At 63.1% G+C, this 19315-nt stretch carries 23 protein-coding genes, 2 tRNA genes and 2 pseudogenes; 21 read left to right on the forward strand and 6 right to left on the reverse strand.

Annotation, left to right across the window (positions count from 1 at the left end; genetic code table 11):
- Positions 1–161: 161 nt before the first annotated feature.
- A complete protein-coding gene (locus tag HAP41_RS05870) occupies positions 162–599 on the reverse strand; it encodes a hypothetical protein (RefSeq protein WP_166104426.1) in 438 nt (145 codons plus the stop codon).
- Between the two features lie 39 nt (positions 600–638).
- Positions 639–1184, reverse strand: a complete 546-nt coding sequence (locus HAP41_RS05875; RefSeq protein WP_166104423.1) for a recombinase family protein — start codon at positions 1182–1184, stop codon at positions 639–641.
- 206 nt (positions 1185–1390) lie between these two features.
- Between HAP41_RS05875 and HAP41_RS05880 the strand changes: the two genes are divergently transcribed.
- Positions 1391–2095 carry a hypothetical protein gene (locus tag HAP41_RS05880; RefSeq protein WP_166104420.1) on the forward strand — a complete coding sequence of 235 codons (705 nt, stop codon included), beginning with the start codon at positions 1391–1393 and terminating at the stop codon, positions 2093–2095.
- A 691-nt stretch (positions 2096–2786) separates the two neighbouring features.
- On the forward strand, positions 2787–3236 hold the full coding sequence (locus HAP41_RS50645; RefSeq protein ID WP_224581058.1) for an RES family NAD+ phosphorylase: 450 nt from the start codon (positions 2787–2789) through the stop codon (positions 3234–3236).
- Positions 3237–3311: 75 nt separating this feature from the next.
- Here the strand turns inward: HAP41_RS50645 and HAP41_RS05885 are convergent, their stop codons facing one another.
- From HAP41_RS05885 to HAP41_RS05890, 3 genes and pseudogenes are all read right to left on the reverse strand, one after another.
- Positions 3312–4373 carry a site-specific integrase gene (locus HAP41_RS05885; RefSeq protein WP_166104410.1) on the reverse strand — a complete coding sequence of 354 codons (1062 nt, stop codon included), beginning with the start codon at positions 4371–4373 and terminating at the stop codon, positions 3312–3314.
- A gap of 21 nt (positions 4374–4394) precedes the next feature.
- Positions 4395–4571, reverse strand: a pseudogene (locus HAP41_RS50650) (DUF6538 domain-containing protein); the annotation flags it as partial.
- A gap of 70 nt (positions 4572–4641) precedes the next feature.
- Positions 4642–4716 (reverse strand) — tRNA-Thr (locus HAP41_RS05890).
- Positions 4717–5033: 317 nt separating this feature from the next.
- On the opposite strand from HAP41_RS05890, the gene HAP41_RS05895 reads away from it, so the two are divergent.
- The 5 genes and pseudogenes from HAP41_RS05895 to HAP41_RS05915 all read left to right on the forward strand — a co-directional run bounded on the left by HAP41_RS05895 (position 5034) and on the right by HAP41_RS05915 (position 9111).
- Positions 5034–5222, forward strand: coding sequence for a hypothetical protein (locus HAP41_RS05895; RefSeq protein ID WP_028159142.1), 189 nt, complete (start codon positions 5034–5036; stop codon positions 5220–5222).
- A gap of 40 nt (positions 5223–5262) precedes the next feature.
- Positions 5263–6968 (forward strand): annotated as a pseudogene (locus HAP41_RS05900) (FAD-dependent oxidoreductase).
- 126 nt (positions 6969–7094) lie between these two features.
- Positions 7095–7403, forward strand: a complete 309-nt coding sequence (locus tag HAP41_RS05905) for an EthD family reductase (protein WP_063985878.1) — start codon at positions 7095–7097, stop codon at positions 7401–7403.
- 260 nt (positions 7404–7663) lie between these two features.
- A complete protein-coding gene (locus HAP41_RS05910) occupies positions 7664–8173 on the forward strand; it encodes a hypothetical protein (RefSeq protein WP_028151419.1) in 510 nt (169 codons plus the stop codon).
- Positions 8174–8286: 113 nt separating this feature from the next.
- Positions 8287–9111, forward strand: a complete 825-nt coding sequence (locus HAP41_RS05915; RefSeq protein WP_071909258.1) for an alpha/beta fold hydrolase — start codon at positions 8287–8289, stop codon at positions 9109–9111.
- 200 nt (positions 9112–9311) lie between these two features.
- Here the strand turns inward: HAP41_RS05915 and HAP41_RS05920 are convergent, their stop codons facing one another.
- A complete protein-coding gene (locus HAP41_RS05920) occupies positions 9312–9965 on the reverse strand; it encodes a TetR/AcrR family transcriptional regulator (RefSeq protein ID WP_166104406.1) in 654 nt (217 codons plus the stop codon).
- 84 nt (positions 9966–10049) lie between these two features.
- Here HAP41_RS05920 and HAP41_RS05925 point away from each other — a divergent pair, with 84 nt between their 5' ends.
- From HAP41_RS05925 to HAP41_RS05990, 14 genes are all read left to right on the forward strand, one after another.
- Positions 10050–10988, forward strand: coding sequence for an SDR family oxidoreductase (locus tag HAP41_RS05925; protein ID WP_166104403.1), 939 nt, complete (start codon positions 10050–10052; stop codon positions 10986–10988).
- Between the two features lie 26 nt (positions 10989–11014).
- Positions 11015–11674, forward strand: a complete 660-nt coding sequence (locus HAP41_RS05930; RefSeq protein ID WP_166104400.1) for an NAD(P)H-binding protein — start codon at positions 11015–11017, stop codon at positions 11672–11674.
- Positions 11675–11755: 81 nt separating this feature from the next.
- Positions 11756–12205, forward strand: coding sequence for a DUF2948 family protein (locus HAP41_RS05935; RefSeq protein WP_063986739.1), 450 nt, complete (start codon positions 11756–11758; stop codon positions 12203–12205).
- A 145-nt stretch (positions 12206–12350) separates the two neighbouring features.
- Entirely contained in the window at positions 12351–13646 is a 1296-nt protein-coding gene (hisD, locus tag HAP41_RS05940; protein ID WP_166104396.1) for a histidinol dehydrogenase, read from the forward strand.
- Positions 13643–14140, forward strand: coding sequence for a UPF0262 family protein (locus tag HAP41_RS05945; protein ID WP_166104392.1), 498 nt, complete (start codon positions 13643–13645; stop codon positions 14138–14140). The genes hisD and HAP41_RS05945 overlap by 4 nt, the downstream gene beginning before the upstream one ends.
- A 132-nt stretch (positions 14141–14272) precedes the next feature.
- Complete coding sequence (locus HAP41_RS05950) at positions 14273–14740, forward strand: arsenate-mycothiol transferase ArsC (RefSeq protein WP_166104389.1); 468 nt, start codon at positions 14273–14275, stop codon at positions 14738–14740.
- 146 nt (positions 14741–14886) lie between these two features.
- Complete coding sequence (locus tag HAP41_RS05955; protein ID WP_028151428.1) at positions 14887–15516, forward strand: Maf-like protein; 630 nt, start codon at positions 14887–14889, stop codon at positions 15514–15516.
- A 145-nt stretch (positions 15517–15661) separates the two neighbouring features.
- Positions 15662–15844, forward strand: a complete 183-nt coding sequence (yacG, locus tag HAP41_RS05960) for a DNA gyrase inhibitor YacG (RefSeq protein ID WP_028151429.1) — start codon at positions 15662–15664, stop codon at positions 15842–15844.
- Positions 15845–16028: 184 nt separating this feature from the next.
- A tRNA-Phe gene (locus HAP41_RS05965) sits at positions 16029–16104 on the forward strand.
- Between the two features lie 178 nt (positions 16105–16282).
- Entirely contained in the window at positions 16283–17524 is a 1242-nt protein-coding gene (locus HAP41_RS05970; protein WP_166104386.1) for a tyrosine-type recombinase/integrase, read from the forward strand.
- 7 nt (positions 17525–17531) lie between these two features.
- On the forward strand, positions 17532–18236 hold the full coding sequence (locus HAP41_RS05975; RefSeq protein WP_175618165.1) for a DUF2635 domain-containing protein: 705 nt from the start codon (positions 17532–17534) through the stop codon (positions 18234–18236).
- A 57-nt stretch (positions 18237–18293) separates the two neighbouring features.
- Positions 18294–18518: a hypothetical protein gene (locus tag HAP41_RS05980; protein ID WP_166104383.1), complete on the forward strand. Its 225-nt coding sequence runs from the start codon at positions 18294–18296 to the stop codon at positions 18516–18518.
- Entirely contained in the window at positions 18518–18919 is a 402-nt protein-coding gene (locus tag HAP41_RS05985; RefSeq protein WP_166104379.1) for a hypothetical protein, read from the forward strand. The genes HAP41_RS05980 and HAP41_RS05985 overlap by 1 nt, the downstream gene beginning before the upstream one ends.
- Before the next feature lie 96 nt (positions 18920–19015).
- Positions 19016–19258: a DUF6074 family protein gene (locus HAP41_RS05990; protein ID WP_166104376.1), complete on the forward strand. Its 243-nt coding sequence runs from the start codon at positions 19016–19018 to the stop codon at positions 19256–19258.
- Positions 19259–19315 lie beyond the last annotated feature (57 nt).

The raw sequence follows: 19315 nt of genomic DNA on the forward strand, positions 1-19315 counted from the left end.
CTGCTGAGCAACATAGGGACGTGTGTCCCGCATGGTGGCGGCGATCAGCAGCCAGTCACCGCACCGCAGCAGCAACCTCCTGCTACATCGTCGCAGCAGCCTGCTACGCCACCGCAGGCGCAGCCAACACCGCGAGGTTAGTGAGTAGGCTCATAGGCTATCTAGGCCGTTCGTCCCCGCATTACACTGATCTTCCATGTGATCTTGAACTGATCCCCCGGCTGCTCAGGGAGTTTGAAGGCGCAGTGCATGTTCGCGTGGCCGATCAGATCGCCGTAGGTGCCCTCATCGAGCTTCGTTGTGAACACCCTCCAAAGCATGGCGATAGTTTGGATATTGTTCCCTGTGCTGTCCGACGACATGCCATCATCGTAGACACTGCCAATAACGCCATCAGCGAAGGTGCCCGACTCAACGCCCGGCATCATCCTGTCCCGCATCTTTGGGAGCATCTGTAAGACGCCATCCCTTTGAGAGGGCGTTCCGTGCCAGTTGAGTACAAGCTTGTCGCCGACGGTGGCGGTGACATTGCCTGTATTAGTTGCGCCAGCCGTGAATGACTCGCCCATCTCCTTCATCTTGCGGAACAGCCCAAACATCAAAGCCCTCTTTCTCAGCCGCGAGCGTTGGACGCCATGTTAGCCTGCGCTCATTGCCTTGTAGATCGCTCCGCGTGAACACCCAAGCTGCTTCGCAATCGCGGTCGCGCCGAGTCCTTGCGAGCGAAGCGTCCTGATCTGGTCGTGATCGAGGCTAACCGGGCGTCCCTTATAGACACCGTTGGCCTTAGCCTTGGCTATGCCAGCCGCCTGCCGCTCCTTGATGAAGCCTAGCTCCATCTCAGCGACCATGCCGAGTACGGTGACCACCATGCGTCCAAGCGGCCCTGCTGTGCTGACCTCTGGCTCAAGAATGCGGAGCGATGCTCTCTTCTGATCCAGTTCGTGGACAAGGTTCAGGGCATCGCGGGTTGATCGGCCAAGCCGGTCGAGCTTCACCACCACCAGCGTGTCGCCCGGTCTGATGAAGTCGAGGATCGTCTCCAACTCGGTTCGGCCCTCGCGGCTTCTGCCTGAGACCTTCTCCTGCCTGACGATGTCACAGCCCGCAGCCTTCAATCGCTCAAGCTGGGTGTCGGTGTTCTGGTCGGTGGTGGAGACGCGAGCGTAACCGATGAGAGACATGGGCCTTCCTGTTCACGATGGGTGTACCCATGGGGAACAGCCATTCGGCGCTCATCATGTGTTCACTACGGGTCCGTTCGAGGATAATTGCACAAATGTATACCCATCTCAAGATCTAAAATGAACGGTGCGCCGGATAGGAAGCATCAACGTTGGATTGATACTTCATCCTTGTGTTACGGATACCTTCAACATCGAGGACGCAAATGCGGGTAAAGCTGAATAGAGGCAATCTCACTGTAAGCTTGCCCTTTGCTCGTCCGCTCCTCATGCAGCCGCAGCTTATCCCACCCTCGTTCTTTCAGATGGTCTATGGGGCATTGACACCCGACTTTCCTATTGCTGCGGCGGAGTTTTCGGCAGGAGCGGGTAACAAACTGAGCGAAGTGTTCGCGAGGTTTAACCTCTACGGTGGGGTGAACACAGCGACGCTCTACTGCGACCGTTTGGTTTTCGACTTCGCCAACCTGACGCCAGCCGACTACCCGATAGTGTACGACATCATGCGAAGGATCCATGACGCCTTTCCCAATGCGTTCGACCAAGTCGGGTACGCCCGGACGGAGATAAGCTCGTTTATCCATTTCGAGGTCGAGGCTCCCGGAGATGCCAACGAGTATCTGAATCGCTTCCAACCGACTGGATCACTACAGCCGTTTGTGGGCGTGGGAGAGTTGGTCACGGAGCCGGTAGGACGCTTTCACTTGATCGGTGTTGATCAAACTTGGCGCTGCAAATTCGGTGTCGAGAAAAGCGCTGCGCTGGCAAATGGCATCTTCGTTGACATGACCATCGTTCTCAGCAATCCGGGCGTCCTCCCGAGATTCAGTTCGTTTGTAAGCAAGTTAGAGATGGCTTCGCGTATTGGGATTGCGACACGGGCTGTGCTTGAACTGGAGTGGGATACATGATCGGTCAGCAGGTTGTGACCCTCGCGGCTCAGCGAGAGTTGGTTGACCAGAGACCAAGCTATACCGGCTCTCAAGGAAGCGGGTCTACGATCAGTCCCGCGCCCCTAGGGCAAGCGGGGATCATCCAAGAGGCGGCGATCCCGGCTGGTAAGGGCGTTCAGCAAACAAGCGTTCCGCGCGGAATGTTTGAGGCTTTCATCAATACGTGTCAGCGCTGGGGGCTAGATCAAGGCGCTCAACTCACGTTGCTGGGGTACGACGAACAGGACTACCTCGGCTCACAGCTACTGATGGGACACGTCCCAGCGCGAACCCGAGACGTGAAGGACCGTATTGGTTACGTTCTCGCGATAAGTTTGGGCCTCGGGACCATCTTCAATGAGGCCGTTGCACCTGAGGTTCGTTGGTTGTCAGCCGAGCATCCACGGCTACGCGAAAGCCCGCTTCGGCACATGCTGAGGGGAGGGATGGTCAACCTGATGACTGTTTCTGACCTCGTCTCCATAGAGAGAAACCTTTGATCGAGGCTTTCACGCGCCAAGTGGTTGCGAGTCAGGATGTCCTTCGGCTCGCCGGACTGCCTGCATCGTCTCTTGATGCAGTCCTACTTCGCAGGGGTATCCGGCCAGAAAGTGTTGCAGACAGCCGCGCGATCCTCGAACAAACCGCTATCCCCTTTTCCGCTGAGGCGATGGTGAGCGACACGTTCGTAGCCAAGCCTAAATACCCGACGCCTTTCCCCCCTGGCCGGTTCGGCAATGGGCAATGGCCGGTCTACTACGCTGCCCTCGCAGAGGAGACGTGTGCCTCCGAGGTAGCATACCATTTGACCGGGCAGGCGGTTGAGGGCCGCTACTACTCGGTGGTCTCATGTCGCTTTCGGGGAGATGTGTTAAACCTCGTAGGCGAGCAGAACAGGCACCCCGATCTAGTAAGCCCAACCGATGCAGGCTACCCATTCTGCCAGCAAGTCGCTGATGAAGCCCGTTCGGTCGTCAGCGGTCTTCATGCGCCGTCCGCGCGGCATACAGGCGGCGTTTGCATTCCAGTGCTCGACAGACAATCGCTATCGCAGCCCCAAGTGTCACACCGTGGAAGGTTCGTGTCGGACGTGGGAACGCTCAAATTCGAAACAATATGAGGCCCCCAGCGGGGGGATGCGCGGGCCTCCAGAGTGCCGCTGCCGTCTCAGATTTTTTTGCAATTTTCTGCCTGCCTACGCTGCTGCCCGCTCAATGTCGGTGAGCTTGTATCGCGGGAACGCGGCCATCACTTCCATCCGCTTCTTGACGGTGATGCCCCTGTACGCCTCGCCCTGCGTCCGGGCGGCGTGTCCGCAGATCGCGTCCACCGTCAGGTCGTTCAATCCAGCGTCGTGTCCGTGGGTCTTGAAGGTGTACCGCCATGCGTGGTTGGGCTGGACTCGATCATCAGTCACGACGCTCCGCACCATCGTATAGACGCGCTTGTAGACACCATCAGCCGGTCCTGCCGTGGTGCCATCCTTGCCCACATCGCAGAACAGGTGGCCGGGTTTTGAACGTTGTAGGAACTCTATGAAGCCGGTCGCGATCAGATGCTCATGAACAGGGACATCCCGATAATCATCGGTTTTAACGTCTCCAGCTTCCGGGTTGACACGGATAACCCATGTGGTCGCCTCGCGCCTCAAGTCCTCCTTGCGCAATTGGATCATCTCAACAACCCGCGCCCCTGAATAGGCGCAGAGCCACGGCACCCATCGCTTGGCGGCAGTAGTCTTGGGGTTCTCCCGCTTCGAGCCGTGAACGGCCAGCGCGGTATTGAGGATCGCGGCTATCTCATCGTCCAAGAACCACGGTTCGCGAGTGCGCTTCTTTCCGCGTCCTTCGATCCTTACGTTCTCCGCTGGATTGGACAACAGCCAGCCGCGCCGCTTGCCCCACGCGAATACGGCTCTCAGAGCGGCGATGTCGGTGTCATTGATCGTCTTTGCGGCGATGCCCTTCGCGTTGCGTTCGTCGGCCCACGCCTGCACCCTCTCGGTCGTGACATGGTTCGTGTCATCGGGTCCGAGCCATCTCTGGAATCGCAGCGCGATGGCCTTCCACCGCTTGGCGTCGCGTTGGCGGACGCCACGTTTGAGCGCGGCGTCATGCCAAGCGTCAGCCAGCGCAGTGATCTGCATGCCGCGTTTGGTGGATGGGTCCGTGACTGATCGCGACTGTGTCGGTTCGGCGAGGGCGGGGTCTTCGTTGCCGCGCAGATCGGCGAGCAGGCGCTCTACGTGCGCGGCCACCACAGCCCCTCTTGTTCTCGCGGCTTTGCGATCAGAGGTTCGAAGTGAGATGCTGATGTGGGTTTGATACCAACCCTCCGGTCGGCTCCCTTGCGACCGGTCACGGAGGATGCGCTGTACGTCGGCAGGGATTGCGCGACGGTAATACCAGTTCTCAGAGCCTATACGCTTGGTCAGAGAGATCGTTTTCAGCACCACGGTGCATCACTCCTATGTATCAGGAGCGACGCGGAAAGCCGCTATGGCCTTGTACTTTCAGTGAAACCAATGGTGCTGCCAGACAGGATTGAACTGTCGACCTCTCCATTACCAATGGAGTGCTCTACCACTGAGCTACGGCAGCATGTGCTGGGATGAGAATCGGCCGCCAAGGGGGCCTACCAAGCGGGCCGATATCTGCCACAAGCCCCCCTCCTGTGCAAGCTTGCTAGCTCAGCCAAAACGAGAAAATCGGGTCGATATCGGGGCCAAAATGCCCGTTTTCAGGTGAAAGTACCGACTTTCCGCCGATTTCGGTTCCGATATCCCCGGCCAACTGGCCAGTTGGCCGCGGCATGGCATTCGGCCCATTTTGGATTTCGCACGAACAGTTCACGAGGGGCCTCTTGAGCTGCCGCATTCTCCGGGCATGTTATCGCGGATCGCTGGTATGGACCGCTGATGGCTGACGAGAACGACAAGAGCACGAGACAGGCGAGGGGTGCGCGGGACGACCGGCTGAAATCGGCGCTGCGCGAAAACCTGAAGCGGCGGAAGGTGCAGGCGCGCGAACGCGCCGCAATCACCGACCCCTCGCAGAACGACGATGCTTCCCTAGATGAGGGGACCGCCGGCAAGACCGGCGATTGAAGTCTGGCGATTAGAATTTTTGGAGTGCATGGACGTGGCAATGGGGCAGGACGAGCAGCAACGAGACGATGGTGACGCGCAGATGTCGCGGTTCACGCGCCCTGAGCAGACCTTTCCGGCGCTGACATCGGCCGAGATCGAGCGCATGCGGAATTTCGGCGAGGTCCGCACTTACGCCGACGGCGAATTCCTGTTCGAGACCGGCAAGCCCGGGCCGGGTATGTTCGTCGTGCTGAAGGGCCACGTCGCCATCACCCAGCGCGACGGGCTCGGCAATGTCACGCCGCTGATCGACCAGGGGCCGGGGCAATTTCTGGCCGAGCTCAGCCAGCTCTCGGGCCGGCCGGCGCTGGTCGACGGCCGCGCCGAAGGCGAGGTCGAGACGCTGCTGCTGCCGCCGCCCCGCCTGCGCGCGCTGCTGGTCGCCGAGGCCGAGCTCGGCGAGCGCATCATGCGCGCGCTGATCCTGCGCCGGGTCAATCTGCTTCAGGCCGGCGTCGGCGGTGTGGTGCTGATCGGTCCCTCGTATTCGGCCGGCGTGGTGCGCTTGCAGGGCTTCCTCACCCGCAACGGCCAGCCGCATCATCTGCTCGATCCCGAGCGTGACCGCGACGCCGCCGAGGTGATCGCACGCTATTCGCCGAAGCCGGAAGACTGGCCGCTGGTCGTCGCGGCGAGCGGCGAGGTGCTGCGCAATCCCAGCGAAACCGAGGTTGCGCGCGCGATCGGCATGATCGGCGGCCCCCGCAACGACCGCATCTATGACGTCGCGATCGTCGGCTGCGGACCCGCGGGGCTGGCGACCGCGGTGTATGCCGCCTCCGAAGGGCTTTCGGTCGCCGTGCTCGACACCCGCGCCTTCGGCGGCCAGGCCGGCGCCAGCGCGCGCATCGAAACTATCTGGGCTTTCCGACCGGCATTTCCGGCCAGGCCCTGACCGCGCGCGCGTTCAACCAGGCGCAGAAGTTCGGCGCCGACATCATGATCCCCGTCACGGTGAAGTCGCTCGACTGCACGCGCAGGGATGGCGCCTTTGCGGTGACGCTCGACGGCAGCGATCCCTTGCGCTCGCGCGCAGTCGTGGTTGCGAGCGGCGCGCGTTATCGCCGCCCCGAGATCGAGAACCTCGACAAGTTCGAGGGCCGCGGCGTCTGGTATTGGGCCTCTCCGGTCGAGGCGCGGCTCTGCGCCGGCGAGGAGGTGGCCCTGGTCGGCGCCGGCAATTCGGCGGGGCAGGCGGCCGTGTTCCTGTCGGGACACGCCAAGAAGGTGCTGATGATCATCCGCGGCGGTGGCCTGGGCGCCAGCATGTCGCGCTATCTCATCGAGCGCATCGAAGCGACACCCAACATCGAATTGATGTTCAACACCGAGATCACCGCGCTCGAGGGCGACGAAGCCTCGCTGCTGCGGCGCATCCGCTGGAAGAGCCGGCTGTCGAGCGATGAAGACTCCGCCGACATCAAGAATCTCTTTTTGTTCGTCGGTGCCGATCCCGCCACCAGCTGGCTCGACGGCTGTGGCGTCACGCTCGATCGCGGCGGCTTCGTCGTGACGGGCGCGCAGTCCGAGCTGAACCAGGGCAAGCTGGTGGCCCCACTGGAGACCTCGGTGCCCGGCGTCTACGCGGTCGGCGACGTCCGCTCCGGCTCGGTCAAGCGCGTCGGCGGCGCCATCGGCGAAGGCGCGCAGGTCGTGGCCTCCCTGCACGGCTATCTCGGCGACGCCGCAAAACCGGCGCTTTAGTCAAGGACAAGACAAGCAGACGGCAGGCGGAATCTCACTTGCCATCTTGCCGTGTCCCACGGACTATCGCCCCGTCGCGAGGCCAATCGCGCGTGGAAGAACAAAAGATTCACAAGGGAGGACTAAATGGCCGAACTCGTCGTGCTCTACAAGACGCCCAAAGACGCCGCCGCCTTCGACAAGCATTATGCCGAGACCCACATTCCGCTCGCGAAGAAACTTCCCGGCCTGAAGAAATACGCCGTCAGCACGGGCGCAGTCGGCTCGCCCGCCGGACCATCGGGCGTCCACCTTGTCGCCATTCTCAGCTTCGACAGCGTGGGCGACATCCAGAAGGCCTTCGGCAGCGAAGCTGGCAAGGCGGCCGCGGGCGACGTGCCGAAATTCGCCAGCGGCGGCGCCGATCTGCTGATCTTCGACACCAAGGAAGTCTGAGCGCGCGCGAAGCGTCTCGCCAAATTCGATTCAACTTTCGTCGAAGACCTGCAAGCTCGTAGCCCGGATTTAGCTTCGCCCCATCCGGGCTACAAACTGCTCTCGTTTGTGACAGCACTGCAAAAAATTCGGTCGTGCGTTTGTCGATTCGCACGACGGCGCATGGCTCCGCACGAGTCTGTGACATCGCGTATGTAGCCATCCGATGAGGACCGTAATATCAATCGCCTGATCTCAATGCAGAGAGTAGGAGAGATGCCGTGGTTCTTGGGTTGAGCCTGCCCGCCTTCACGTTGGTCCATGTCATCATCAGCCTGATCGGCATCGTCGCCGGCCTGGTCGTGATGTTCGGTCTGCTCGGGTCGAAGTCGATGCCGGGCCTCACCGCGATCTTCCTGCTGTTCACGATCCTCACCAGCGTCACCGGCTTCCTGTTTCCGTTCAAGGAGCTGCTGCCCTCGTACATCATCGCCGGCATCTCGCTGGTGCTGCTCGCGATCGCCTGCCTCGCGCTCTACGGAATGAAGCTCAAAGGGGTCTGGCGTCCCGTCTACATCGTGACCGCGATGATCTCGCTCTATTTCAACGTCTTCGTGCTGGTGATCCAGTCGTTCCTGAAGGTGCCGGCGCTCGCCGCGCTCGCGCCTGCCGTGCCGCCGAATCCGCCGGGAGGCCCCGTCTTCGCCGTGGTGCAGGGCATCGTGCTGGTGTTCTTCGTGGTGCTGACCATCGGCGCCTGGCGCCGCTACAAGCCGATGACGTTTGCCTGATCGCACGTTCACGGTCGGTGCGCGGCATCGACCTCGTGACATCGCCCGACCACCTCCGGATTGCCGGCTCGCGTTTTGCGAGCCCGGATTGATTTTCACTGAAGGAGCCATTCATGCCCACCATCACCACCAAGGACGGCGTCGAGATCTTTTTCAAGGATTGGGGCTCGGGCCAGCCGATCGTGTTCAGCCATGGCTGGCCGCTGTCGGCCGACGACTGGGACACGCAGATGATATTCTTCGCCAATCATGGCTACCGCGTCATCGCCCATGACCGCCGCGGCCACGGCCGCTCGTCTCAGGTCGCCGACGGCCACGACATGGATCACTATGCCGACGATCTCGCGGCGGTGACCGCGCACCTCGACCTCAAGAACGCCATCCATGTCGGCCACTCCACCGGCGGCGGTGAGGTCGTGCACTACATCGCGCGTCACGGCGAGAGCCGGGTGGCGAAGGCTGCGATCCTCTCGGCGGTGCCGCCGCTGATGGTGCAGACGGCGGCCAATCCGGGCGGCCTGCCGAAGAGCGTGTTCGACGATCTCCAGAAGCAGCTCGCCGCCAGCCGTACGCAGTTTTATCGCGATCTCCCCGCCGGCCCGTTCTACGGCTACAACCGTCCCGGCGCAAAGCCGTCGGAAGCGGTGATCCAGAACTGGTGGCGCCAGGGCATGATGGGCGGCGCGAAGGCGCATTACGACGGCATCGTCGCATTCTCGCAGACCGACTTCACCGAGGACCTGAAGCAGATCAGCGTGCCCGTGCTGGTGATGCACGGCGACGACGACCAGATCGTTCCCTACGCCGATTCGGGCCCGCTGTCGGCCAAGCTGCTGAAGAACGGCACGCTCAAGACCTACAAGGGCTTCCCGCATGGCATGCCCACCACGCACGCCGAAACCATCAACGCGGACCTGCTCGCGTTCTTCAAGGCGTGAGGGACTGATCTTACCCTCCCCTGGAGGGGGAGGATCGATCGCGCGCAGCGCGAGCGGGGTGGGGTGATCTCTCCCCTCGGGCGCTGTTCGGTGCGGAGAGACCGTCACCCCACCCCGTCTCACATTCCGCTGCGCTCCATGTGAGCCGACCCACGGGCGAGCTACGCTCGTCCCGGACCCCTCCAGGGGAGGGGGCGCACTCACTTCAAGATCGCCCTGATCGCATCGAACGTGCGCTTCACGAAGACCTCCGGCTTCTCCCGCACATCTTCGCCGATCCAGCTTTCGCCGCCGACGCGCATCGCGCCGGTGGCGATCATGGCGACGAGCCGTGCCTTGAGCCTGTCCGATTTGGTTTTGGCACGCTGCGAAAGCCCTTCGGCCAGTGCGCGCTCGAGCTTCTCGTATTTGAGCTGGTCGCGCGCGTGAAGCGCTGGATTGTCGCGCTTGAGCCGCGACATCGCCGCCGCTTCCGCCGGGTCGATCCGCCTGACCGCCGCCGCGATCGCATTCTCCGCCGCCGTCAGCATGGTTTCGCCCGCTGGCCGCGCCACGACCTCTGCGACCAGCGCGCTTGCTGCGCCCTCCTGCCAGGCGGTGACCACGTCCTCCTTCGACGCGAAGTAGTGGAAGAAGCTGCGGCGTGACACGTCGGCCGCGGTCGCGATGTCGTCGATGGTCGTGGCCTCGAAGCCGCGCTCCAGGAACAGCGCCATCGCCGCGCGGGTCAGCCGCTCGCGGGTCTCTTGCAATTTACGCTGGCGCAGGCCGGGGCCGACAGGGGATTTTGCTCCTGCCGGCAATGGCTTGGCGCCTGTCCTGACCGATTTCCCGCCGGGCTTTGAAGCCTTCAAATTATTTCACCTCTTGCAAACTTGCACTCAGTGCACATTTAGACCGGTCGCGGGCCTCATTCCAGCCCCGAACGGAGATACGGCATGACCGACTGGAGCACGGCAGACATCCCCTCCCTCAGCGGCAAGACCGCCGTCGTGACCGGGGCGACGGGCGGCCTCGGCTACGAGACAGCGATGGCGCTGGCGGGCGCCGGTGCCATTGTCATACTCACCGGACGCAACGACGCAAAGGGCCTGCGGGCGATCGAGGGCATTTGCGAGCGGTTTCCCAACGCATTGATCGCCTACGAGCATCTCGATCTCGCCAGCCTCGCCTCCGTCGCCGATTTTACCAGACGCTTCGCTGCGAGCAACGAGCAGCTCGATCTCCTGATCAACAATGCCGGCGTGATGGCGCTGCCGAAGCGGCAGCAGACGGAGGATGGTTTCGAGATGCAGCTCGGCACCAACTATCTCGGCCATTACGCCCTGACGGCACAGCTGTTGCCGCAGCTTCGCCGCGCGAAAGCGCCGCGCATCGTCAATCTGTCGAGCCTCGCGCACCGCTCCGGCGCGATCAATTTCGACGATCTGCAAAGCAAGCGTTCCTATCGTCCCTGGCGCGCCTATTGCCAGTCCAAGCTGGCGATGCTGATGTTTTCGCTGGAGCTGCAGCGCCGCAGCCTCGCCGCCGGCTGGGGCCTGACGAGCCTTGCTGCCCATCCCGGCTACGCGCGGACCGATCTCATTCCGAACGGGCCGGGCGCGAACACCTTCCAGTGGCGTGTGAGCCGTTGGCTCCAGCCTTTCATCAGCCACTCCGCAGCCGAAGGCGCGCTGCCCACGCTGTTCGCGGCGACCTCGCCGGCTGCAGAGCCCGGCGGCTATTATGGTCCGAACTGGTTCTACGAACTGAAGGGGCCGCCCGCGCCGGCGAAGATCATGCCGCAGGCGAAGGATTTCGCCGCGGCCGCCATGCTGTGGGATGTCTCGGCGACGTTGACCGGTGTATCCTTCGACGAGATCGCGGTCGCCGCATGAGCCGCGGGCCGGTTGGGGATGTCACGATGCAAGTCATCATCTTCGGCGCGACCGGCATGGTCGGGCAGGGCGTATTGCGCGAATGCCTGATCGACACCGGCATCGACCGCGTGCTCGTGGTCGGCCGCAGCCCGACCGGCGTGCGCAACGCCAAGCTCACCGAAATCACGCACGGCGATTTCACGGACTACTCGGCGATCGAAGCGCAGCTCACGGGCTTCGATGCCTGCTTCTTCTGCCTCGGCGTCTCCTCGATCGGCATGAGCGAGGATCGCTATCGCCATCTCACCTACGATCTCACGCTCGCGGCGGCGACGACGCTCGCGAAGCTCAATCCGCAGATGACGTTTGTCTACGTCACCGGCGCCGGCACCGATTCCACCGAGCAGGGATCGCGGATGTGGGCGCGGATCAAGGGCAAGACCGAAAACGATCTGCTCAAGCTGCCATTCCGGGGTGCCTACATGTTCCGCCCCGGGGCGATCCAGCCCCTGCACGGCGCCCGCTCCAAGACCGCCTGGGTGCAGGCCGTGTATGCCGCAACCGGGCCGCTCTGGTCGGCGCTGCGCTGGATCTCGCCGCGGCTCGTCACCTCGACCGAGCAGATGGGCCGCGCCATGATTCGTGTCGCCCGGGAGGGGTATCCGCGGAAGGTGCTGGAGATGGAGGATATCAATAGCCTCTAGCCGGCTGGCCCGTTAGTTTCACGGAAATTTCCGCGGCCGCGCGCGTTGAGCCTGATCGGACCCCGAGGAGAAATGCCGGCGATGTCTCCCCAGCTCAAACTGATCGCGCTCGACGCCGACGATCTCGCCGTGATCTCGACCCATGTGCAGGACGCCCGCGTTCAGGCCGCCGACATCATCTGGCGGCAAAGCGAGAAGCGGCTGGTGGTCGGGATGAGCCGGCTGGACTGGGAGCAGTCGCTGGACGGCGAGGCCGAACCCCGCCGGCTGGTCGCCGCGCTCCGCTTCGACCGCGTGCTCGCCTGCAAGTCACGCAACATCGACCTCGGCGCGCCGGACGAGGTTCTGGACCTCGTCGGCATCGAGTTTCACTCCCAGGACGGCCGCGACGAGGAGCCCGGGGGCAGCGCCCTGCTGCTGTTCGCCCATGGCGGCGCCATCCGCCTCGACGTCGAATGTCTGGAATGCGAGTTGACCGATCTGGGGGCGGACGCGCTGGGGGCCGGACTGGGCCTCGAGGAGGAGGGGTGAGCTGACCGGTATACCAGTCAAGCCAGGTCGGGCCGCTGCCGGAACGGCATCTCCCGAGGGTTGACGCAGCTTCCCCGCCGCGCCATTGAGCAGGGGGTCGGGTGAGCCAATCCGCCCCAAAGACCAGCCGGAAGCCAAGCCAAAAATGCCCGTTCGTCTCGACCGCAGCAGCGCCGATTTTGACCAGCGATTCGCGGCCTTCCTCGCCGCCAAGCGCGAGGTCTCGGCCGACGTCGAGGCCGCCGTGCGCACCATCGTCGACGATGTCGCCCGGCGGGGCGATGCGGCCCTGCTCGAGGCCACGGCAAAGTTCGACCGGCTGAAGCTGGATGCATCCGGCCTGCGCGTCACCGCCGCCGAGATCGAGACGGCCGTGAAGGCCTGCGATGCCGCGACGCTGGATGCGCTCAAGCTCGCGCGCGACCGCATCGAGACCTATCACCGCCGCCAATTGCCGAAGGACGAGCGCTTCACCGATCCGCTCGGCGTCGAGCTCGGCTGGCGCTATACCGCCATCGAATCCGCGGGCCTCTATGTGCCCGGCGGCACCGCGGCCTATCCCTCCTCGGTGCTGATGAACGCCGTGCCCGCGCAGGTCGCCGGCGTCGCGCGTCTCGTCATGGTGGTGCCGTCGCCGGACGGCAAGCTCAATCCGCTGGTGCTGGCGGCCGCGTCGCTTGGCGGCGTTAGCGAGATCTACCGGGTCGGCGGCGCGCAGGCCGTGGCGGCGCTCGCGCACGGCACCGCGACGATCGCGCCGGTGGCAAAGATCGTCGGCCCCGGCAACGCCTATGTCGCCGCCGCAAAGCGCCTGGTGTTCGGCAAGGTCGGTATCGACATGATCGCCGGCCCCTCCGAGGTGTTGGTGATCGCCGACGACACCGGCAATGCCGACTGGATCGCCGCTGATCTGCTGGCGCAGGCCGAGCATGATGCCAGCGCGCAATCGATCCTGATCACGGATTCCGCGCGCCTCGCCGCGGATGTCGAGAAGGCCGTCGAAGCGCAGCTGAAGACATTGCCGCGCGCCGCAATTGCCGGCACGTCGTGGGCCGATTTCGGCGCCATCATCATGGTCAAGAATCTTGCCGACGCCATTCCGCTCGCCGATGCGATCGCGGCCGAGCATCTCGAGATCATGACTGATGATCCCGACGCGCTTGCCGGAAAGATCCGCAACGCCGGCGCGGTGTTCCTCGGCGCGCATACGCCGGAGGCGATCGGCGATTATGTCGGCGGCTCCAACCACGTGCTGCCGACGGCGCGCTCGGCGCGATTCTCCTCGGGGCTCGGAGTTGCCGACTTCATGAAGCGCACCTCGATCCTGAAATGCGGCCCGGACCAGCTGCGTGCGCTGGGACCTGCCGCGATGACGCTCGGACAAGCGGAGGGGCTGGACGCTCATTCGCGCTCGATTGGATTGCGCCTCAATCTGTCATGACCCAGCCGCCCGAACAGGACGACTCGACCAATCGCATCGTCGCGGTCACCCTCGACGAGGACTCGATCGGCCGTTCCGGGCCCGACATCGAGCATGAGCGCGCGATCGCGATCTACGATCTGATCGAGCAGAATTTGTTCGCGCCCGATGGCGCCGACGGGAAGGGGCCGTTCACGCTGCATATCGGCATCACCGGCAGCCGGCTGATGTTCGACATTCGCCGCGAGGAAGGCACGCCCGTGGTCGCGCATCTGTTGTCGCTGACGCCGTTCCGGCGGATCGTGAAGGACTATTTCATGATCTGCGACAGCTACTATCAGGCGATCCGGACAGCTACGCCGGACAAGATCGAGGCCATCGACATGGGCCGCCGCGGCATCCATGATGAGGGATCGCGCACGCTCCAGGAGCGGCTGAGGGGCAAGGTGCGGGTCGACTTCGAGACCTCGCGCCGGCTGTTCACGCTCATCACCGTCCTCCACTGGAAGGGTTAGGCGCATGATCCCGAAAAGTGGGCACCGGTTTTCGGACCAGATCATGCGCGAGACAAACGGCTTAATGGCCCGGAAAAATGTGCAGCGGTTTTCCGACAAGGCCATGCCCTCTTTCAAAAGAGGCTAGGCGCGATGGCGGGTCCGCCACGCGCACGCGATCCGCAATCGGTGCTGTTCGCCTGCGCGATGAACAGCGTGCGCTCGCCGATGGCCGAGAGCCTGCTCCGGCACATGTTTCCGCAGGGCCTCTACGTGAAGTCGGCCGGCGCCAGAAACGGCGAGCTCGATCCCTTCGTGGTCGCCGTGATGGACGAACTGGGGCAGGACATCTCCGCCCACAAGCCGCAGACCTTCGAGGAGCTGGAGGACTGGGAGGGGCTCAATTTCGACCTCATCATCACGCTCTCGCCCGAAGCGCACCACAAGGCGCTGGAGCTGACCCGCACGCTCGCCGCCGACGTCGAATACTGGCCGACGCAGGATCCCACCACCATCGAAGGCAGCCGCGACCAGAAGCTCGCCGCCTACCGCGAGGTCTGCGACCAGCTCCTGATGCGCATCCGCAGGCGTTTTGCGAAGGTCGGTGCGGCGAGCGGTTAGCCGTAACACCCGCGTCACAGACCGAGGGCACACGCATGTTGGACGCCTCGAATCAGTAAAGTCCGGGTTCCCGGGTTGTGAAATCAGCCCCCTTCCGATAGGTTCCGCGCGCAATTCATCCCCTGCTTCATCCCCCAAATCACCTGATGCTCGGCCGCCCCAAATTCGTACTTGCCTCCGGTTCGCCGCGGCGCCTGTCGCTGCTCAACCAGGCCGGCATCGAGCCGGACGCGCTCCGGCCGGCCGACGTCGACGAGACGCCGAAGCGGGGCGAGCTGCCGCGCGCCTGCGCCAACCGTCTCGCAAGGGCCAAGGCCGATGCTGCGCTGAAATCGGTGCAGCTCGACGACGAGCTGCGCGGCGCCTTCATCCTCTCGGCCGATACGGTTGTGGCGGTCGGCCGCCGCATCCTGCCCAAGGCCAATCTGGTGGACGAGGCCGCGCAGTGCCTGCGGCTCTTGTCGGGCCGTAACCACCGCGTCTACACCGCGATCTGCCTGGTGACGCCGCGCGAGGCCTTCCGCCAGCGCCTGGTCGAGACCCGCGTCCGCTTCAAGCGCCTCTCCGAGGACGACATCCAGGCCTATATCGGCTCCGGCGAATGGCGCGGCAAAGCCGGCGGTTACGCCGTGCAGGGCATCGCCGGCTCCTTCGTGGTCAAGATGGTGGGGTCTTACAGCAACGTCGTCGGCCTGCCGCTCTACGAGACCACGACGCTGCTCGGCGGCGAAGGTTTTCCGATCCGCTTCGGCTGGCTCAACGCCACGGCCATCTAGCGCGCCGACAAAAATCTCGAAAACAACCCCATGCACAGTAGAATGGGCTCGCCGGACCCGGCCCGCGACGCCTGCGCGTCCGCCCGAGGAACCGCTTTGCCGACAGGCTCTTGAACGCCTTCACCCCGAGTATGCTGCCGACATCATGGACGACCACGTCAAAAAGCCCGCCGGCCCGCTCAAAACCTGCCCGATCTGCGGCAAGCCGCAGTCGGAAGCCACCCGCCCGTTCTGCTCCTCGCGCTGCCGCGACGTCGACCTGAACCGCTGGCTGAAAGGCTCCTACGTCATCCCCGGCCGCGATGACGAGGCGGACGGCGAAGAATAGTTAATAATATCAGACGTTTATTTCGACTTCCGATTTGCCGCGCACCAGCCGCAGCAAGCCCGCCCCACCTTGTGCACAGGCGGGCCGCGCCCGGCGAAGCCACTTGGCGAAGCCGGGTGGACATGCCGCTCCGAGCCCACTATAAACCGCCCGCTCGATGGGCCTTGGCCCCTCTTTGGAGCACGCCCAGGTAGCTCAGTTGGTAGAGCATGCGACTGAAAATCGCAGTGTCGGTGGTTCGATTCCGCCCCTGGGCACCATCACTTCATTCCCCGGCTTCCGCCTACAACCGTTAACGTGCTATAAGCGCTTGTAATAAGGCGCTTTCTGGTTCGTTGATGTTCGCGTACCTCCGCCCGCATCCGGTAAGTTTGTTGGTAGGGCCGTTGGTAACTCGCCGGAAGCGTGTTGGTAGATGGTGCGCAGGGAATCTAATCGATGCCGCTTTCAGATGCCGCTTGCCGCTCCGCCAAACCGGGCGAGAAACCGTACAAGATCAGCGACGCCGGCGGTCTGTTCCTTCTGGTCGAGAAGAACGGTTCTCGCCTGTGGCGTCAGGCTTACCGTTTCGACGGGAAACAGCGGCTGATTGCGCTGGGCGCCTATCCAGCCGTCAGCCTCGCCGACGCCCGGGTCGCTCGGGACCAGAACAAGGGCCTCCTAGCGAAAGGCGTCGACCCATCGGCGCAACGGAAGCTGGATCGGGGCGCCGCCCGGATTGCACGGACCAACACCTTCCGGATCGTCTCCGATGAACTGATCGCCAAGTTCGAAGCCGAAGGCGACAATCCGGCGACCATCGAAAAGAAGAAATGGCTCATCGGCCTGCTGGGTGGTGACATAGGCGATCGTCCTATCGCCGAAATTGCCGCGCCGGAATTGCTAGACGCGCTGCGCAAGATCGAACGCCGCGGTCGGTATGAAAGCGCGCGCCGTGCGCGCAGCCTCGCTGGCCGCGTATTCCGGTATGCGGTCGCAACCGGTCGCGCCGAACGTGATCCGTCGGGCGATCTTGCCGGCGCCCTGATTTCTCCGAAAGTGCAGCATCGCGCCTCAATCACCGAGCCGAAGGCCGTCGGCGCGCTTCTGCGCGCTGTCGACGATATCGACGGGCAGGTCACAACGCGCGCCGCGCTGCAACTGATCGCTCTAACCTTCGTTAGACCGGGCGAACTGCGCCATGCGGAATGGAAGGAGTTCGATACGCGAGGCGCTGTTTGGAAAATTCCTGCGCACAAGATGAAGATGCCGCGTCCACATATGGTGCCGTTGTCGCGGCAGGCGCTCGCCATTGTTGCTGACATCCGAAAAGTGACGGGCACGTCGCCCTTTCTCTTTCCACAGATCCGATCATGGCATCGCCCGATCTCGGATGGCACTCTGAACGCCGCGCTCCGGCGGCTCGGCTACGACAAAACGCAGGTAACAGCGCACGGCTTCCGCTCGACCGCATCAACGCTGCTGAACGAAAGCCGCCTCTGGCACCATGACGCCATAGAACGTCAACTTGCACATCAGGATGGTGACGAAGTTCGCGCCGCGTACAATTCAGCGGAATACTGGGATGAGCGCGTTCGGATGATGCAATGGTGGGCCGACCATCTCGATGAGCTGCGCGCGACCGGGGGCGTTGTGCCGATCGCGAAAGAGCGCCGTCCCCAGTTTTCGTCAGCTTCGTAGGATAATGATGGCAGCAGTTTCAAAAGCACCGAAGAAGCCGCGCCAGCCGCGCCTCCGCAAGGCCGATGCTGAGCTCGATAGGCACTTTAAAGCATGCGAGGCGCGATGGAACGAGGCCAAGCTTAAGGCTGAGAACCCGATTTCAAGACGAGTGAAGCCGCCCGACGGCAAGAAAATCGCAGCCGGTCTTCGCCAATTGTACGAGCTTACCGGCGATCCTCTGTTCAAGCAGGCGGTGATGGCGCTCGATGCCTATGGGCTTGCCGACGGTCGACCGCGCGACAGCGTGAATAGGCTTTGGATGCGGAACTCAGATGAATGGAATAGCGCGCCATCTTTCATGGCCGCCGTGATCGTGGACGCGGAAGATCGGACTGGAAAGAAGATGAGCAAGCGAGCCGCGGCGGCGAAGGTCGTCGCGGCGCTCCGCTTGCCCGGGACAAGCTTTGAAAGAGCCGTGGACATCCTGGAAGAGTTTTACACCGACGGTATGAAGGGGCGCTTCCCACAGTTCGAGTCGGGTGAGATAGGGACAATTTTCGTTGTTCCGGTCGACGGGCGCGAGCCAGAGGAGCTGCGTGCAAGGTACCTACCCAAAGAAGGCAAGGAGGTGCCGAATAACTTACACTGGCGAAGCGCTATCGCCAGCGGTGACGTGACAGCGCGAGTTAAGAGTTGGCGAAAATTGCCCCCGAACTTCGGCAACTCTTAAGGATCAGCATCCGGCATCTTGTTCGCACGATTGAAGGCGAACAACGGAGATGCACGGATGCCCGATCTAACTTTTGCCGACTTCGTTAAGCTCTACAGCCTGCCTCCGAATGTAACGGTCAGGCACTTCAAGGAGCTGGCCGGTATTGGCCATACCCGCTTCTACGAGCTTGCCAAGCAAGGCCAAATCCGTCTCCTAAAAAACGGTCGCTCGACGAGCGTTCCCGTTGAAGATCTTTTCAGCGTGCTTCGCGGCGGTCTCAACGCACGGGTGGCGGCGTGATGCGCTCCGATCGCACAAGTCACAAAGCCGATCGTGAACTACTGCTTGGCCTAGTCGACGCTCTCAATGTGTCGAAGAATCGCCTCGGTCGTGACCCGTGTGGCGACTCGAATATCGTCGGCCGTCGCGGGCACGTCTCGACTGACGGCGTCGCCGCCTACGTCTATCTAGCGTGCAAGACCAAGCGCCGCTGGGAAACAGCCAAGTCCGCCCTGGGTGTGCCCGCGACGCAAGATGGCGACACCGAGGGCGTGCTCCGCATGGATAATCCCCCCTCAGAATCGCAGGCCGAGATCCTCCGGCGCCTGCTTGGGTTACGCAAATCAATACGCCCATCCGACAAGCAGCGCGCCACTCTCGCTCGCTTCAGTTTCCGCCGCGACAACAGCGGGGGTTTCTGACCGTTTTATCGCGGTGGCTGAGGGTGCCGCTACCCCACTGGCACCGACGATGCCGGACTGTGTGAAAACGCCGCTTGAAGAATGGAGGCGATGAGTATGAGTGATGTCGTCCCCTTTCCGCTATCGCGCAGATGGGTGTTCATAGAGCGCCAGGCGCGCCGAGCATCCGAACTCAACGAGGACGCCGGCGAACGCCACATCTTGTATCAGTTGGAAGTTCAGCGCGCCGCCATGAGGCGCAAGGGCATCGACGAGGCTTTGATAGCTCGCGAGATCCGCTGCATGGAGTCCGCGATCAGGGTGTCGCTGCAGCGCCTGCTGATGGGCGGCGCGGCATGACCGTGTTTCACAAGGTTGGACCGGGCGGCCGATCCACGAACTCCATCGCGGGGAAGC

It is taken from the genome of Bradyrhizobium barranii subsp. apii, assembly GCF_011516635.5.
In the GTDB taxonomy this organism is placed as follows: Bacteria; Pseudomonadota; Alphaproteobacteria; order Rhizobiales; family Xanthobacteraceae; genus Bradyrhizobium; species Bradyrhizobium barranii.